Consider the following 15,121-nt stretch of genomic DNA (forward strand, 5'->3'; position numbering starts at 1 on the left):
GGCCTCGGCCGGGTTTTTTTCGAGCGGTGAGGCTCGCGTCAGGGCGTGAACGGCAACGCCGTGTCGTCGAACCAGCCGGGCACGTACTCGCTCCAGCGGAACTTCCAGAGCCCGTCGTCCTTGACCAACTCGAGTCGGTAGTGGGCGCCGTAGAGACGCTCGTCCTGTTCGTTCACCCAGCGTCCCGGGATACGCCGTCCGACCCACATCTCGGCTTGCTGGCCATCGTCAGCCAGCGTGATCTTCAGCGGCTCGCCATGGTGCTGCATCCACGGCCAGAGGCGCCGAAACGCCTTCAGCGACCCGACGATCTCGTGCAGACCGCTCAGCGGCCCCAGCGGCGGAAAGAGACCGCTGGCGTCGTTGGTATAGGTGGTCTTGAACAGCGCGATATCGTTCTGATCGATGCCCCACGCGTAGCGTGAGTAGGTATCGGCGATCTTCTCCACTTCACTGGCCTGGACCTGGTTATCCGGCATGACGGCCCAAGGCGAGTCGAGTTCGCTGACCAGTGTCGGCGGGGCATCCCCCGGTCGCCAGCCCTGCTGGCCGGGCGGCAGTTTCCAGTCGGTCAGCGCCTGGGTATCGCCTTCGACCCAGACCACGCTCAAGAGGATCTCGGTGATCTTCCAGTCTTCGCCGCACCAGGCCAGACGCAGCCGCATGACGTTGCCGAAGGCGGTGGTCGGCGAGCGCGATGGTGGCTGGGACAGTTCGCCATAGCCATAGGCGCTGACGATGGCGCGGCCCTTGCCATCGGCGGTGACGTAGTGGTTGGTGGTATCCAGGAACAGACGACGATCCTGGTGGATGCTGTCTTCGAACTGGGCGATGACGCTATCGCGGCCTTCATGGTTGCCCTTGTGATCGCTGCGCAGCGCGACGTCCGCGCTCAGGAAGGCTTCGCGCGCCGTCCAGTCGTTGGCGGCCCAGCTACGGGTCAGTTGGTGCAGAAGGTTCAGCGCCGCGGCGCGGGTGATAAGACGGCTCATATCGCTGGCTCCGGAGAGGGGGATATCGAAATGGATGATCGAAGGCCCGTGGGGACGGGCCTCGAGCGAACTGGCAGGCAGGGGGTGTCAGGCGTCGAACCAGGCGGCCGCGATACGTTGGTGGGAGTCGATGCGCGCCTCGGGATCGTGAATCCACGAATTGATCATGACTTCGTCGGCGCCGGTGCGAACGGCCAGCTCGCGCAGCTGCTGGCTGACCTGGGGGCCGGTGCCCCAGGCGGATTCGCGCAGTTGATGACGAATCTGCCGTGCCTCCATCGGATGCCAGAGCCGGTCCATCTCCTCGACCGGTTCGGGCAGCAGGGTGTCGATGCCGCGGCCGAGATTCAGGAATTTCTGCAGTTCGGTGGTCGCCAGATACTCGGCCTCACGCTGGGTCTCGGCGGCGACGGCGTTGACGCAGACAATGACGTAGGGCTCGGAGAGCTGAGCAGAAGGCTTGAAATGGTCGCGATAGGTAGCGATCGCCGCCGACATGGCATCCGGAGCGAAGTGCGCGGCAAACGCCAGCGGCAGACCACGCGCCGCGGCGAGCTGGGCGCTATAGGTGCTGGAGCCGAGTAGCCACAAGGGAATCGCCAATCCGGCGCCGGGAATCGCCTTGATCCGCTGCTGGCGCTGTAGCGGCGCCAGGTAGCCCTGCAGCTCGGTCAGCATCTCAGGGAAATCAAGACCGTTGCCGGTCAGGTCGCGGCGCAGTGCGCGTAGCGTTGCCATGTCGGTCCCCGGCGCGCGCCCCAGCCCCAGGTCGATACGGCCCGGATAGAAGGATTCCAGCGTGCCGAACTGTTCCGCCACCATCAACGGCGCATGGTTGGGCAGCATGATACCGCCGGAGCCGAGCCGAATGGTCGAGGTGTTGGCACCGATATGGCTCAGGACCACCGAGGTGGCGGCACTGGCAATATCGATCAGGTTGTGGTGCTCGGCGACCCAGTAGCGCAGGAATCCCGACTGTTCGGCAGCCTGGGCCAGGCGGGTACTGTTCTTCAGGGCATCCTGGGGCGTAAAGCCCTGACCGATGGGCACCAGGTCCAGCAATGACAAGGGAATGTCGCGGTCTTTCATCTCTTTCTCCTCGGCTATCGATCAAGCGGTCGCGTCGTCGAATCATGCGGCCGGATTCACCCGTGAACGCCGTAGTATGATTTCGTCTTTAAAATCGATAAATTGACTTGAAAGACGCTGAGTCCATCCCTTTAAGCCATAATGTTGCGATCTCGCACTCGCTAGACTGGCGTCGCCGAATCCCCTTGAACGGGGGCAGGCCCACCCAGGCGCAGGAAAGTCGAGGAGAGAGTGATGAACGTCATGCGTGAGCATGCCATTCGCGATATCGCACACCGCTGGTTCGCCTTCTTCGAAGGGGAAACCGAGAGCGTCGAGGACCATCTGGCGATGTTCACGCCGGATGTGAGCCTGGTTCATGCCGGTACGCATCGACTGGCGGACGACCGAAAGGCGCTAGGGCAGTGGCTACGTCAGGTGCCCGCCGAACGCGATTCGCATGTCATCACCGATTGGTGCTGGCAGAGGCTGGATGCCAACCGTGCCACGATGGAGATGGCCGTCAGCTATCAGGTCTTGCAGGCGGACGATAGCGTCGGCGGTGCCGTGATCCACTACCGCACCGAGATAGCGTTCGACGAGCATCACGAGGCGGCCTTTCGCTTTCTGCAGAAGACGCCTGTCGCGCCCAATCCGGACCGCCAATTTCGCGACAGTTTCGCGGCCAATCGATTGGCCGCCGCCTTGGCGCGGCTAGGGTTTCTGGCCAGTCGTGGCGAGCACGAACGTATCGGTCGTGAGCTACTCGATCGCAACGCGATGGACGACTGGGCGCAGCTGACATCGACGTTGCCTGCGGCATCGCTCGCCGAGGCCCGGATCACGCATCTGGATAGTGAGGCGTTGACGCTGGATCTGGTTCTGCCTGCCGCCGAGGTGCGGCTGCTGCGCCTGTCGTTCGCGGAGCGTGCAGGTCGCTACCCGAGCTTATGGCGGATTGACTGGATGTGAAGGCGGCGAGCCGGCATGAGGCCGGCTCGCCGGTCGGATCACTCGGACAGGGCGTAGGCGATCACGTAGTCGCCCACCTCGGCGGAGCCGGAGGCGCCGCCGGCGGACACCACCACGTACTGGCGACCGGTCTCGGGCGAGGTGTAGGTCATCGGCGTCGCCTGGGCGCCGACCGGCAGCGGGGCCTTCCACACTTCCTCGCCGGTGTTGATATCGAAGGCGCGCAGGTAGAAGTCCAGCGTGCCGGCGTAGAACACCAGCCCGGACTGCGTGGTCATGGCGCCGCCCAGGGTGGGCATGCCCAGCGGAATCGGCAGGCCGGTGCGCAGCCCCAGCGGACCGGTTTCCTCGACGGTGCCCATCGGGCGCTGCCAGGCGATCTTCTGGGTCTTGAGGTCGATCGCGGTCAGCGTGCCGAACGGCGGCGTGTTGCAGGGCACGCCCAGCGGTGACACGAAGCGCTCGCGATTGATGCCGTAGGGCGTGTCTCTCGCCGGCATGTAGTCGAGGCCTTCCGCCTGGCCGCCCGAATGCGAGGCCTCGAAGGCATCGGCCTCTTCGCGCGGCAGGAACTCGACCAGCTGGCCGATGCGGATATCGTTGACCAGCAGGTAGTCCTTGGTCGGGTTGATCGCCACGCCGCCCCAGTTCATGCCGCCCAGCACGCCGGGATAGTGCAGGGTCTTCTGCGTCGAGGTGGGCGTGTAGGAGCCCTCGTAGTGGAGCTCGTTGAACTGGATACGGCAGGCCAGCTGATCGAACATCGTCATGCCCCACATGTCCGTCTCGGAGAGCGAGCCGCCGCCGATTCTCGGCATGCCCGTCGACACGGGCTGGGTCGGTGAGGGCTGCTCGTCGGGCACCGTGGTCTGGGGCACCGGCACTTCCTCGACCTCGGTGAGGGGCTCGCCGGTGCGACGGTCGAGCAGGAAGATCTCGCCCATCTTGGTCGCCTGGGCCAGGGCCGGAATCGTGCCGCCGTCGCCGTCGGGGATGTCGTAGAGCGCCGGGGTCGGCGAGACATCGTAGTCCCACAGATCGTGATGGACGGTCTGGAACACCCAGCGCTCGTGGCCGGTGGCGATGTCCACCGCCACCACGGAGGTGGCGCGCTTCTCCGACTCGGGATTGCGACCCACGCCCCAGTAGTCGGGAATGGTGCCGCCCACCGGCATGTAGAGCAGGCCCAGTTCCTCATCGTACGAAGGATGCGACCACATGTTGGGCGAGTCGTGGGTGTATTCGCCGTTCGGCGGCAGGCCGTGGGTATCCGGATCGCCGGCATCCCACGCCCACACCAGGGCGCCGGTTTCCACGTTGAAGGCGCGCACCACGCCGGAGGGCTCGGCGCCGCGATGGATGCCGTCGCTGACCCAGCCGCCGACGATCACCAGGTTGCCGAACACCGCCGGCGCGGAGGTGGCGGTGTACCAGTCCGGTTCGGGGTTATCCAGGTGCAGCTGCAGATTCACCGTGCCGCCGTCGCCGAAGGCCTCGCACAGCTCGCCGGTCTTGGCATCGATGGCCTGCAGGCGGGCATCGTTGGTGGTCAGCAGGATGCGCTGCGCGCAGCTGGCGTCGGCCAGACGCTCGGCGATGGCCGGCGTCATCGACACGCCATCGGCCGCCGCCTCGGGCGGTACGATGTTGTCCGCGGTGTCGGCGTCAAAGTAGCCCACGCCACGGCAGCGGGGATGGGTGCTGATGGTGCGGGACTTGGGATCGTGGTGCCAGATCGGCTCGCCGCTGTCGGCATCCAGCGCGAACACCTGGCTGGTCGGCGTGCAGGTGTACACCACGCCGCCGACTTCCAGCGGCGTGGCCTGGTCGGCGTAGGGGAACTGCGGAATGTCGCCGGTGCGGAAGGTCCAGGCCACTTCCAGCTCGTCGACGTTGTCCGGCGTGATCTGATCGGCCGTGGCGTAGCGCACGCCGGTGGGCGACTGGGCGTAGCTGCGCCATTCGTCCCACTGGGGCTGTGCCAGACTGCCGCCAGCCTCAGCCGTTAGAGCCTCTTCATCGGGCGTGATCATGCCGTGGGGCTCGAAGGCGAAGGCGATCAGCACGGCGCAGAAGACCGCGGTGGCGCCGGCCAGCGTACGCGTGACGGCCGGTCGGCCGATCACGCCGCGGCCGGGGAAGAGCGTCGGCAGCGAGAGCAGCACCGGCACACAAAGCACCAGCGGAATGCCCAGCCGCGGCATCAGCGGCCAGTAGGCGAGGCCTGCCTCGGCCAGCGCCCAGATCAGGGTGGCGACGAAATAGAGAAAGAACAGGACGGCACCCAGCGGGCGGCGCCGGAAGAGGAGGGCACCGGCAAGTAACAGCACGGCACCGGCGATCAGGTAGTAGAGCGAGCCACCGAGCAGGGCGAGGCGAGCGCCGCCGATTGCCAGTAGCAGGCCGATCGCGAACAGCACGATACCGACCAGGGCGACGGCCTTGCGTGCCGCACCCGAAGGTTCCCTTGTCATAACGATTCCTTGCTTGCGCCACCGATCGTCGACGACCTAGACCTCTCCGGCGTCGAGCACCGATGGTTTCTGATTCGTGATGTGTTGCTGAGGGGCCCGGTGGAATGGCCCAGCCGAGCACGAGAGGTCACCGGGAAGGCTAACGCAGCCGCGGGGATCGATAATCGGGGTCGCGGGACAAAGCGTTTGTCCCTGAGTTCGGCAATCGAGGACGACGAAAGTCGTACACGGCTATCTGCCTCCCCAAATGGCGGTGGCGCTATGATGTGCGCCGCACGGGGGGCTGCGGGGAGGCCTCTGCAAGAATCGATGAGGACGAGACATGATGGACGCGCAGACGGAATCGGGCGGTAGCGGGGCATGCCAGGCGGACCGCGAAGGCCACGGCAGACGCTCTGGTGTCTTGGTCGGGCGAAGGCGCATGGCCGAGCGGCGGTCATGAGCGAGGGCGATCGTTTCTCGGGGATCGAGGCGTTCGTGGCCTCGGCCGCTGCCGGGAGCTTCACCGCCGCAGCCCGGACGCTGGGCATGACGCCCTCGGGGGTGGCCAAGAGCGTCTCGCGACTGGAGGCCCGCGTCGGCCTCAAGCTGCTGCATCGCACCACACGCCAGATCTCGCTGACGGCGGAGGGCGAGGCGTATCTCCGCGTCTGTCGCCAGGCGATCGGCGAGCTCGACGATGTGGAAGCCGCGCTCGCCCCCGATGCCGGCGACCCCCGCGGGCGCGTGCGGATCACCATGCCGGCCGCGTTCGGGCGGCGCCACGTGCTGCCAAGTCTGTTCGAGCAGGTCAAGCGCTACCACCGGCTCGATCTCTGCGTCTCGCTGACCGAGCGCACGCTCGACCTGGTCGCGGAAGGGCAGGATCTGGCCGTGCGCATCGGCGAGCTCGACGATGACGGCGACCTGATCGCCCGACGGCTGGGCACGCAGCGCCTGGTGACCTGTGCGGCCCCGGCCTATCTGGCGCACGCCGCATCGATCGACAGGCCGGCGGATCTGGAACATCACGACTGTATCGTCGGGCCGCCCAGGGAGAGTCCCTCGAGCTGGATCTTCCGCACGCCGACAGGGGACGTGGCGCGTCAGGTACTGCACGTGCGTCATCAGTTCAACGATGGTGAGAGCATGCTGGCGGCGGCGCTGGCCGGCTGTGGCGTCATACAGATGCCCAGCTGGCTGGTCGGCGAGCACGTGCAAGGTGAGCGGCTGATACCGGTACTGCCTGACTTCGACGGCTGCGAGTTGCCGATTCACGCCGTGTGGCCGAAAACGTCGCTGCTGCCGCCTCGGGTCCGGGTGGTCATCGATCTGCTGGCGCATCTGGCCAGCCAGCGCGATTCCGGCTTTGCGCCTTGCTGACGACGCCGGGCGAGATCGCGGAAAAGCGCCTACTGTCGAGAGAGTGGGACGCGCCTGCGGATGGCGGACCATGCTGATGCTTTCCGCGGCGACCCCGATACCAGAGGAGGTAGTGCCATGAAGCCCGATGGGGGGATGAGGGCGGCAGTGCTGTGTGGCGCTTTGATGCTGTCTGGCGTGGCGAGCGCGGATTCGGTCGAGGTGCCCGCGGCGCCGGAGGACGGCGGGCCGCGCAACTGGCAGGTGGTGAACGTGAGCGGCGGGCTGAACCTGCGCGCCGAGCCTTCCGCGTCGGCGGGCATCGTCGCGCGCCTCGAGGCCGGAACCCTGCTCGATAATCTGGGTTGCCGGGGCGCAGAAGCTCGCGCCTGGTGCGATGTCCAGCCGCTTGGCGGCGGTCCGCGCGGCTACGTGGCCGCCGACTTCCTGACGCCCGCCATTTCACCGGACGGCAGCGCGGCTACCGGGCCAGACGACTCGGCGCTACGGGCCGGTCAGGGCGATTACGATGCCACCGGCTCAGTGCCCTGTGCCATGGCGGCCGACCAGTCGATATCGCGCTGCGCATTCGGCGTCGCACGCAGCGGCGGCGGCTACGCCACCGTCGTCATCGACAAGCCCGACGGCCTGAGTCGGGTGGTGTACTTCCGACTCGGTCGGGCCATCGGCGCCGGGACCAGCGAGGCCGACCCCGGCGAGTTCCGCGCGAGCCACGCGGGTGACCTCCATACGATCCGCATCGGCGACGAGCGCTACGAGATTCCCGACGCCGTAGTGCTGGGCGGCTGAGCGCGCCCATGGAGTCGCTGGTCTGGCTGTTCGTCGGTCAGCCGCTGGCCATCTTCGCGGTGGCCGCGGCTTTTCTCGCTGCCTTCCTGGTGCTCCGTCGCACGGCCTTCGGCCGGCGTCGCCATCCGCGCGGGCTGCTGATCGCGGCCCTCGCCTGGGGGCTCTACGCCGCCTGGGAGGTGCTGGTCCTGTGGCAGACGCCCGAGGCCAACATCCGCGTCGATCTGCTGCTGCTGTGGCCCGCGCTGGGGCTCGTGTCGCTGTGGGCGCTGTATCGTGCGCTGCGCTAGGGCGCGCAGGAACCGAGCTGTCTCTCGGTCGATCGGCCGCCGCTCTACTCAGTCAATCCGCCGCCGGCGTAGCGAGACCAGGGTCATCAGCACCGTGGCGACCATCACCGCGCCGGTGACCTCGAGGTTGCTGGCGATGCCTGAGTGGTCGATCAGCGCGCCGCTGACCAGTGCGCCGAGCATGGCGGCGACCTGCAGCGCGGCGGCGTAGAGGCCGCCGGCACTGTCGGCGTTGTCGGGCAGGGCGCGGGTGATCCAGGTCGACCAGATGATCGGCAGCACGGCGCCGAAGAAGCCCCAGCAGGCGATCAGCGAAAAGACCAGCCACGCGAGTCGGGGACCGGCCAGCAGCAGGCCGCTGACCACCACCATGGTCACGGGAATACCGATCAAGATCTGCTTGAGCATCCGTTCGGCCAGCACCCCGGTGAAGGTGGCGCCGAGGAAGCTGGCGATGCCGAACAGGACCCAGGAGAGCGAGATCTGCTCGATACCGAAGCCGAGGAAGCTCTCCATATAGGGGCGTAGATAGATGTAGACCATCTGGTTGCCCATGAAGCTGAGCAGCATGGCGAGAAACGCCAGCGTCACGCCGGGGCGGGAGAGGAGGCGGCCCATGCCGTCGCCGTGCTGTTCCGCTTCACGATGTACCGAGGGGATGGTGAACCACTGCAGCGCCAATACCACGCAGGCAATGGCCGCCACGCCGAGAAACACCACCCTCCAGCCGAACAGACCACCCAGGTAGCTGCCCAGCGGCGCGGCCACGACTAGTGCCAGGGAGACGCCGGAGAAGATGATCGAGAAGGCCGAAGCGACTCGATGGGCAGGTACCAGCTGCATGGTTACCGCCGTCAGGATGGCCCAGAAACCGCCGATGGCGACGCCGAGAATGATCCGCGCCGCGAGCAGAATGAGGAAGGAGGGGGCCGCCGCGGTGACCAGACAGGAGACCACCAGCAGCGCGCTGAAGGCGAGAATCAGGTAGCGCCGGTCGACGCCCTTGATTCGCGCGGGCAGCACCAGGCCGGTGATCATCGCCGTCAACGCCGTGATCGAGATCATCTGGCCGGCCAGACCGGTGGAAATGGAAAGCTCACGGGCGATCTGCGTCAGCATGCTGACCGGCAGCAGCTCGGCGGCAATCAGCGAGGCCACGCCCAGCATCATCGCCAGAATGGCCCACCACGCCGAGCCTTCGGCGGACGCGGACTGGCTGGCCGTTTCACTCGACATGCGCATGAGGGCGCTCCTTGCGGTGGTGGAACTGTCCATGTTACGCGATCGTTTGCGGGCTAACTTGCTTGATCCTGTGGCGGCCTTGCCGGTTTATCGGCGGGCGCGTGCCACTGGCGTTCACGCCCGCGAATCGGACCGGATTGTCGTCGCCACGATCAGTGCCGTCACCAGCATCAGAATGCCCGCCGTCAGCACCGGCGTGGTGGCATTGCCGACCGTCAGCAGGTAGCCACCGATGGCAGCGCCCGTCATGTTGGCGAACTGGATGGTGGCAACCTGCAGGCCGCCGGCATTCTCTGGATCGTTGGGGAAATGTCGCGTGACCCAGGTCGACCAGCCCACGGGGATGGTGCCGAACACGAAACCCCAGACCAGTGTGAGCGGCAGTACCAGCCCGACGTGAGAGCTCTCCAGTGCGAGCGCCACGCCGCAGCCGCTGATGATCAGCGGCGCGATCACCAGCGTGCGCTTGAGGTTGGCCTCAATGAAGCGCGACGACAGTGAGGTGCCGATGACGTTGGCCACGCCGAACGCCAGGAAGACCATTGACAGACGAGCCCCCTCGAACCCGACCCAGCTCTCGTAGAAAGGTCGCATGTAGCTGAAAAACGAGAACTGGCCGGCAAAGACGCAGAACTGTGCCACGATGCCGACCCGCATCGTGGGGTGCCTGGCTACCTGCCACAGATCGGCGAGCGTGTTGGCGCGAGCCGCGGGCATGCGCGGCAGACTCAGCCACTGCCAGACTGCACAGAGACCGCCGAGCACCGCCGCGCCGGCAAAGACGCCGCGCCAGCCGATGAGATGACCGAGATAGCTGCCCAGCGGGGCCGCCAGCACCAGTGCCACCGATAGTCCACCAAAGACGATCGACAGGGCGCGCGGCACCTTCGATGGTGCTGCCAGGCGCAGGGTGAGCGAAGGTGCCATCGCCCAGAGCCCGCCCAAAGCGACCCCGAGCAGCAGACGACCGATCGTCAGCAGCAGGAAATCCCCGGCGATCACGACCAGCACGTTCGATAGCGTCAGGATCAGCGAGAAGGCCAGCACGACATGGCGCCTGTCGAGGCCTTTCGTGACACGGGCGATCAACAGGCTCGACAACACGGCGACCAGCGCCGTCGCGGTCATCGACTGACCGGCCATGCCCTCGCTGATGGCGAGATCCTCCGCCATGGGTGAGAGCAGGCTCATGGGTAGAAGCTCCGTGATCACCACCACCGCAACGCTGAACGCAAACGCGAACACGGCGTTCCAGTGCGTGACCTCGGAGAACTCGTTAGGGGTATCGCTTGTTTCGCCGGGGCGCATGTTTTCCACTTCTTCGGACTCAAAACGACCTTGCCGACGAGCGTTGCCACGCATCGGTCTGGCAGGGTGTCATTCAGGAGATGCCCCGGCGTCGAGGCCGGAGCGGAGAATCCCCCATCGCGTAACGCGAGCGATGGGAGACGGCTTTCTGCTCAGTCGCCGGTCAGGGCATGCCCGAAAGCGTGTGCCTGGAACAGCGCCGCGTCACCGGGCTCGCGCTCGCCGTTGGTGGCGACGATCGTGAGTTCGTCGGTACCCGGACGGATCGCCATGCTGGTGACGTGCAGAAAGCGTTCGTCATCGCGGCTCGGTAGCAGGGTCTGGCCAATCGGTAGCCCCTCGCGGGAGAAGACCATGATCCTGACCGTTTCTGATGCCTCTCGTCATGCGCGAGATCCACTTGCGTCAGCTACGACGCAACGCCTCCGCGCGACGCAACAGCGCCTGACGCGGACGCTGACCGCCAGTGACCTGGAGGTGGCCGTGAGCATACCGAAAATACCGGTCGATTAGTGAGATAACCTCATGAGTGCTTGCGGCATGGTCGACTAACCCCGCCTCGGGATGACTTCTACAGTATTGGGGACGGTATCGCGGCTCTAGGAGTCGCGCGTTTCAAACCGATTGCAACAGGAGCCCCGATATGGATTATCGTTTGCTTGGCCACTCCGGAATGGCCGTCTCCCAACTCGCGCTCGGCACCATGTACTTCGGCAACGAAACGCCTGAAGCCGATGCATTCAAGATTCTCGACACCTTCATCGCGAAGGGCGGTACGTTCCTCGACACCTCCGACGTCTATGTCGGTGGCGAAGCGGAAGCCGTCGTCGGTCGCTGGCTGGCCAGCCGCCCGCGTGAAGTGACCGATCGCGTCGTGCTGGCGACCAAGGGGCGCTATCCGACCGGTGAAGAGGTCAATGCCCAGGGGCTCTCGCGTCGCCACCTGCATCGTGCGCTGAACGCGTCGCTCGAGCGTCTGCAGGTCGACACCGTCGATCTCTATCAGCTCCACGGTACCGACCCGTTGACCTCGATGGAGGAAACGCTGGCGTTCCTGGACGACGCCGTCCGCGCCGGCAAGATCCATTACGTGGGCCTGTCCAACTTCAACGGCTGGGAGATTCAGCGCATGGTCTCCACCGCGCAAGCGATGGGGCTGACCGTGCCGGTATCGCATCAGCCGCAGTACAACCTGCTCTCGCGCGAGATCGAGTGGGAGATCGTGCCGGCATCGATGCATAACGGTCTCGGGCTGCTGCCCTGGTCGCCGCTGGCCGGCGGCATGCTGACCGGCAAGTACGAACGCAATGGCACCGCGCCCGCCAACACCCGCGCGGGCTCCGACAACCCGCTGCACCAGTGGTCCAGCGCCGAATTTGTCAGTACGGATCGTGCCTGGCGCGTGATCGACGCGGTGTGCGAGGCAGCGCGCGAACTCGATGCCACGCCGTCTCAGGTCGCGCTGAAATGGTTGATGGATCGACCGGGCGTGACGGCACCGATCTGCGGCGCGCGCACACTCGAGCACCTCGAGGACAACCTCGGCGCGGTCGAGCTGACGCTTGGCGACGAGATCACCGAGCGGCTGGAAGCGCTGAGTCGCCCGGTGCCGGAAAACTGCTACCCCTATGGCGATTTCGGCGATGCCATGCGCACGCGTTTCGTCGACAAGGCGGAACATGCGGTCGGCCGGGTCGTGGGTGGCGGTTCCGATGCACCGCTCAGCGGCAAGCCCAACTGATCGAGACGAGGCACGTTCATGCGTCATGACAGAGCAACCGGCGGTCCCCAGGGGGCCGCTCGACTCGACCCGGGGCAGGTCCAGGTGCTGTTCGCCGACCTGCAGGGAAAATTGCCCGAGAACAGCCGCACCGTCGCCCCGACATCGATGGCCGAGACGGCGGCCGGTCTGGCCAAGATAGCCGATCTTCTCGGCCTGCCGATGTGCCACAGCGTGGCCGCGCAGGCGGGTATGGATCCGACCATCATCGCGCCGCTGGCTCCCTACGCGAACGAAGAGAATACCTATCCGCGCGTCACGGCCGGCGCGCTGATGGATGCCTCGACGCGTCAGGCGCTGGCCGCGGCCCATCGGCCGGTGCTGATCGTGGCCGGTTTCGCGGCCGAGGTGGTCGTGCTGCAGACGGTGCTGGATGCCGTCGCCGAGGGGTATACCGTCTTCTACGCGGTGGATGCGATCGGGGCGCTATCGGCGCGTACCGAACAGGCTGTCTTCCGTCAGATGGATGCCGTCGGCGCCATGCCTGCTTCGGTGGCCAGCCTGGCCGCTCGCCTGGCGCCCGACTTCGATCGTGCCCCCGGTACCGATGTGCTCGAGGTGATGCTGTCGTTACCACACGAGTAAGTCGGCAACGATGAACCCGCTCCCATGGTGCGGTGAGATACGCGGTTTGTTGCCGCCCCGGTTCAGCACGAGGAAGGTTGCCGCAGGGTATCGAGAACCACACGGAAGGCCGCGGTCTGCTGGCGCCGACTCGGGTAATAGAGGTGATAGCCCGGAAACGGCTCCGACCAGTCGGGCAGCAGCTCGACCAGCTCACCGTTGGCGAGGGCGGCATCGACCAGACCGTTGGGGAGCTGCGCCACGCCGGCGCCGCTCAGGCAGGCATCGAGAATCTGCAGCACGCTGTTCATGATCAGCGGTCCGCCGACGCGCACGCGAAACTCGCGCTCGCCGCTGCCGAATTCCCAGGCGTAGAGCCCGCCATGGGTCGGCAGGCGCAGGTTGATGCAACGATGTTTGGTCAGCTGCTCCGGGGTGGTCGGCGCCTCGTGGCGTGCCAGATAGTCCGGCGTGGCGACGGTGACCATGCGCATGCGCTCGCCCAGCGGTATCGCGATCATGTCGGCATCGATGGTGCCGCCCAGACGGACGCCGGCGTCGAAGCGTTCCGCGACGATGTCGGTGAGGCCGTAGTCCGTGGTCAGCTCCAGCGTGATATCCGGATAGCGCGCCAGCAGCGGCCGCAGTCGTGGCCACAGCACGTAGCGCGCAGCATATTCGTCCGCGTTGATGCGCACGGTGCCTGCCGGACGTTCGCGCCACTCTGAAGCCGCATCCAGGCAGGTATCTATTTCGTCGAGTAGTGGGGCGATCTCGCGCAGCAGCTTCTCCCCGGCTTCCGTCCGCGTGACGCTGCGGGTCGTGCGCGTCAGCAGGCGCACGCCGAGTCGCTCTTCCAGGCCGCGAATGGTCTGGCTGACCGCGGAGGGCGAGACGCCGAGGTGCGCGGCGGCGCGGGTGAAATTGCCCTCGCGGCCCACGGCGACGAAGACGCTCAGGTCATCCAGGCTGTTTTTGGTCATGACGCGCCCTGTTGGTCGACACGCCAATATTGAAGCTTAGCTTCATACTGAGTTCAATATTTTGTATATAAAACAGGCAATCGACCTCTGCTACCTTGGTCGATACACGAATCGCCAAGTCGCCGACCGGGCGCGACGGCAGGGCGGCGGCGCGAAATGACGACAGCGCGGCGGCCAGCCGCTCGCCTTGATGCCGCCGGTGGCGTGGTTTCACGGTTGCAACGTATCGCTTGCGACACGACCGAGGAGGTCAATGATGGACGACTATATTTTCACACTGAGTGACAAGGTGACGCGTCAGCCGGTCAGTTACGAGAACCGCTTCGGCATCAAGCTGGCGGGCGATCTCTACCGGCCGGCCGATTTCGATGAATCGAAATCCTACCCCGCGCTGATCATCGGCGCCCCCTATGGCGGCGTGAAGGAGCAGGGGCCGGGCATCTACGCCAACGAACTGGCGCAGCGCGGTTTCGTCGCGCTCACCTTCGATCCGTCCTACAACGGTGATTCCGAAGGGCACCCGCGTCGTGTCTCCTCGCCGGAACTGTTCGTCGAGGATTTCCATGCCGGGGTCGATTTCATCGGTACGCGCCCGGGTATTGATCGCAACCGGATTGGCGTCATCGGCATCTGCGGCTCCGGCGGCTTCGGGCTGAGTGCCGCGCAGGTCGATCCGCGCATCAAGGCGGTGGCGACCGTCAGTATGTATGACATCTCGCGCATGCACGCCGAGGGCTTCGCCGGCAGTCTCGACGAAGAGACGCGCAATTCCAATCTGGCGATGATGGCCGAGCAGCGCTGGGAAGATTTCGTCAGCGGGCGTCCCAAGTATTCGCCGCGCGGCTCCCCGCTGCAGATCGACGAAGAGACGCCGGCGATCGGCTGCGAGTTCGGCGAGTTCTACTCGCGCCCGCGTGGCTATCATCCCAACTCCACGACGCAGTTCACCCTGAGTTCGTCGATGGCGTTCATGAATTTCCCGGTGCTCGACAAGCTCACCTGGATCTCGCCGCGACCGATCCTGCTGGTGATCGGCGAGCACGCGCATTCGCGCTACTTCAGTGAGGACATCCATGAGGCCGCCGCGGACCCGAAAGAACTTTATATCGTGCCCGGCGCCAATCACGTCGATCTCTACGACAAGACCGACCTGATTCCCTTCGACAAGCTCGAGCGCTTCTTCGGCGACGCGTTCGAATAAGGGCCGCTGGCCCATACGACGACGGGGCGCCCCGAGTGGACGCCCCGTCGTCGTTCACGCTGTCCTCTGTGATGTAACGTTTTTCTGTGGAAGGAG

15 protein-coding genes are annotated in these 15,121 nt (G+C 65.8%); 7 read left to right on the top strand and 8 right to left on the bottom strand.

Features of this window, described 5'->3' with window-relative positions:
* Window positions 1–38 precede the first annotated feature (38 nt).
* Window positions 39–992: a nuclear transport factor 2 family protein gene (locus MC381_RS09650; protein ID WP_251977542.1), complete on the bottom strand. Its 954-nt coding sequence runs from the start codon at window positions 990–992 to the stop codon at window positions 39–41.
* An 87-nt stretch (window positions 993–1,079) separates the two neighbouring features.
* Entirely contained in the window at window positions 1,080–2,081 is a 1,002-nt protein-coding gene (locus tag MC381_RS09655; protein ID WP_251977543.1) for an LLM class flavin-dependent oxidoreductase, read from the bottom strand.
* 234 nt (window positions 2,082–2,315) lie between these two features.
* Between MC381_RS09655 and MC381_RS09660 the strand changes: the two genes are divergently transcribed.
* Window positions 2,316–3,032 carry a hypothetical protein gene (locus MC381_RS09660; RefSeq protein ID WP_251977544.1) on the top strand — a complete coding sequence of 239 codons (717 nt, stop codon included), beginning with the start codon at window positions 2,316–2,318 and terminating at the stop codon, window positions 3,030–3,032.
* Window positions 3,033–3,070: 38 nt separating this feature from the next.
* On the opposite strand, the gene MC381_RS09665 is transcribed toward MC381_RS09660, so the two are convergent.
* Window positions 3,071–5,506, bottom strand: a complete 2,436-nt coding sequence (locus MC381_RS09665) for a membrane-bound PQQ-dependent dehydrogenase, glucose/quinate/shikimate family (RefSeq protein ID WP_251977545.1) — start codon at window positions 5,504–5,506, stop codon at window positions 3,071–3,073.
* Window positions 5,507–5,944: 438 nt separating this feature from the next.
* On the opposite strand from MC381_RS09665, the gene MC381_RS09670 reads away from it, so the two are divergent.
* The 3 genes from MC381_RS09670 to MC381_RS09680 all read left to right on the top strand — a co-directional run bounded on the left by MC381_RS09670 (window position 5,945) and on the right by MC381_RS09680 (window position 7,947).
* Window positions 5,945–6,868, top strand: coding sequence for a LysR family transcriptional regulator (locus tag MC381_RS09670; protein WP_251977546.1), 924 nt, complete (start codon window positions 5,945–5,947; stop codon window positions 6,866–6,868).
* Window positions 6,869–6,985: 117 nt separating this feature from the next.
* Window positions 6,986–7,657, top strand: a complete 672-nt coding sequence (locus MC381_RS09675) for an SH3 domain-containing protein (protein WP_251977547.1) — start codon at window positions 6,986–6,988, stop codon at window positions 7,655–7,657.
* Between the two features lie 8 nt (window positions 7,658–7,665).
* On the top strand, window positions 7,666–7,947 hold the full coding sequence (locus tag MC381_RS09680; RefSeq protein ID WP_251977548.1) for a hypothetical protein: 282 nt from the start codon (window positions 7,666–7,668) through the stop codon (window positions 7,945–7,947).
* Between the two features lie 48 nt (window positions 7,948–7,995).
* Here the strand turns inward: MC381_RS09680 and MC381_RS09685 are convergent, their stop codons facing one another.
* From MC381_RS09685 to MC381_RS09695, 3 genes are all read right to left on the bottom strand, one after another.
* A complete protein-coding gene (locus MC381_RS09685) occupies window positions 7,996–9,189 on the bottom strand; it encodes an MFS transporter (RefSeq protein WP_251977549.1) in 1,194 nt (397 codons plus the stop codon).
* Window positions 9,190–9,303: 114 nt separating this feature from the next.
* A complete protein-coding gene (locus MC381_RS09690; RefSeq protein ID WP_251977550.1) occupies window positions 9,304–10,497 on the bottom strand; it encodes an MFS transporter in 1,194 nt (397 codons plus the stop codon).
* A 152-nt stretch (window positions 10,498–10,649) separates the two neighbouring features.
* The gene (locus MC381_RS09695) at window positions 10,650–10,853 is read right to left on the bottom strand and encodes a hypothetical protein (protein WP_251977551.1); all 204 of its coding nucleotides are present in this window, start codon (window positions 10,851–10,853) and stop codon (window positions 10,650–10,652) included.
* Window positions 10,854–11,140: 287 nt separating this feature from the next.
* On the opposite strand from MC381_RS09695, the gene MC381_RS09700 reads away from it, so the two are divergent.
* Window positions 11,141–12,238: an aldo/keto reductase gene (locus MC381_RS09700; RefSeq protein WP_251977552.1), complete on the top strand. Its 1,098-nt coding sequence runs from the start codon at window positions 11,141–11,143 to the stop codon at window positions 12,236–12,238.
* 18 nt (window positions 12,239–12,256) lie between these two features.
* Window positions 12,257–12,862, top strand: a complete 606-nt coding sequence (locus tag MC381_RS09705) for an isochorismatase family protein (protein WP_251977553.1) — start codon at window positions 12,257–12,259, stop codon at window positions 12,860–12,862.
* 62 nt (window positions 12,863–12,924) lie between these two features.
* Here the strand turns inward: MC381_RS09705 and MC381_RS09710 are convergent, their stop codons facing one another.
* Entirely contained in the window at window positions 12,925–13,824 is a 900-nt protein-coding gene (locus MC381_RS09710; RefSeq protein WP_251977554.1) for a LysR family transcriptional regulator, read from the bottom strand.
* Window positions 13,802–14,038, bottom strand: a complete 237-nt coding sequence (locus tag MC381_RS09715; RefSeq protein WP_251977555.1) for a hypothetical protein — start codon at window positions 14,036–14,038, stop codon at window positions 13,802–13,804. Before MC381_RS09715 ends, MC381_RS09710 begins: the two co-directional genes overlap by 23 nt.
* Before the next feature lie 42 nt (window positions 14,039–14,080).
* Between MC381_RS09715 and MC381_RS09720 the strand changes: the two genes are divergently transcribed.
* Window positions 14,081–15,025 (top strand): alpha/beta hydrolase, encoded by a 945-nt coding sequence (locus MC381_RS09720; RefSeq protein ID WP_251977556.1) that lies wholly within the window; start codon window positions 14,081–14,083, stop codon window positions 15,023–15,025.
* Window positions 15,026–15,121: the final 96 nt, after the last annotated feature.

Origin of the sequence: Salinicola avicenniae (assembly GCF_023736115.1) — a bacterium.
Classification (GTDB): Bacteria; Pseudomonadota; Gammaproteobacteria; order Pseudomonadales; family Halomonadaceae; genus Salinicola; species Salinicola avicenniae.

Bases quoted from the DNA above. Each gene is read 5' to 3' on its own strand.
- MC381_RS09650 (WP_251977542.1), bottom strand. From the start codon at position 992: ATGAGCCGTCTTATCACCCGCGCCGCGGCGCTGAACCTTCTGCACCAA.
- MC381_RS09655 (WP_251977543.1), bottom strand. From the start codon at position 2,081: ATGAAAGACCGCGACATTCCCTTGTCATTGCTGGACCTGGTGCCCATC.
- MC381_RS09660 (WP_251977544.1), top strand. From the start codon at position 2,316: ATGAACGTCATGCGTGAGCATGCCATTCGCGATATCGCACACCGCTGG.
- MC381_RS09665 (WP_251977545.1), bottom strand. From the start codon at position 5,506: ATGACAAGGGAACCTTCGGGTGCGGCACGCAAGGCCGTCGCCCTGGTC.
- MC381_RS09670 (WP_251977546.1), top strand. From the start codon at position 5,945: ATGAGCGAGGGCGATCGTTTCTCGGGGATCGAGGCGTTCGTGGCCTCG.
- MC381_RS09675 (WP_251977547.1), top strand. From the start codon at position 6,986: ATGAAGCCCGATGGGGGGATGAGGGCGGCAGTGCTGTGTGGCGCTTTG.
- MC381_RS09680 (WP_251977548.1), top strand. From the start codon at position 7,666: ATGGAGTCGCTGGTCTGGCTGTTCGTCGGTCAGCCGCTGGCCATCTTC.
- MC381_RS09685 (WP_251977549.1), bottom strand. From the start codon at position 9,189: ATGCGCATGTCGAGTGAAACGGCCAGCCAGTCCGCGTCCGCCGAAGGC.
- MC381_RS09690 (WP_251977550.1), bottom strand. From the start codon at position 10,497: ATGCGCCCCGGCGAAACAAGCGATACCCCTAACGAGTTCTCCGAGGTC.
- MC381_RS09695 (WP_251977551.1), bottom strand. From the start codon at position 10,853: ATGGTCTTCTCCCGCGAGGGGCTACCGATTGGCCAGACCCTGCTACCG.
- MC381_RS09700 (WP_251977552.1), top strand. From the start codon at position 11,141: ATGGATTATCGTTTGCTTGGCCACTCCGGAATGGCCGTCTCCCAACTC.
- MC381_RS09705 (WP_251977553.1), top strand. From the start codon at position 12,257: ATGCGTCATGACAGAGCAACCGGCGGTCCCCAGGGGGCCGCTCGACTC.
- MC381_RS09710 (WP_251977554.1), bottom strand. From the start codon at position 13,824: ATGACCAAAAACAGCCTGGATGACCTGAGCGTCTTCGTCGCCGTGGGC.
- MC381_RS09720 (WP_251977556.1), top strand. From the start codon at position 14,081: ATGGACGACTATATTTTCACACTGAGTGACAAGGTGACGCGTCAGCCG.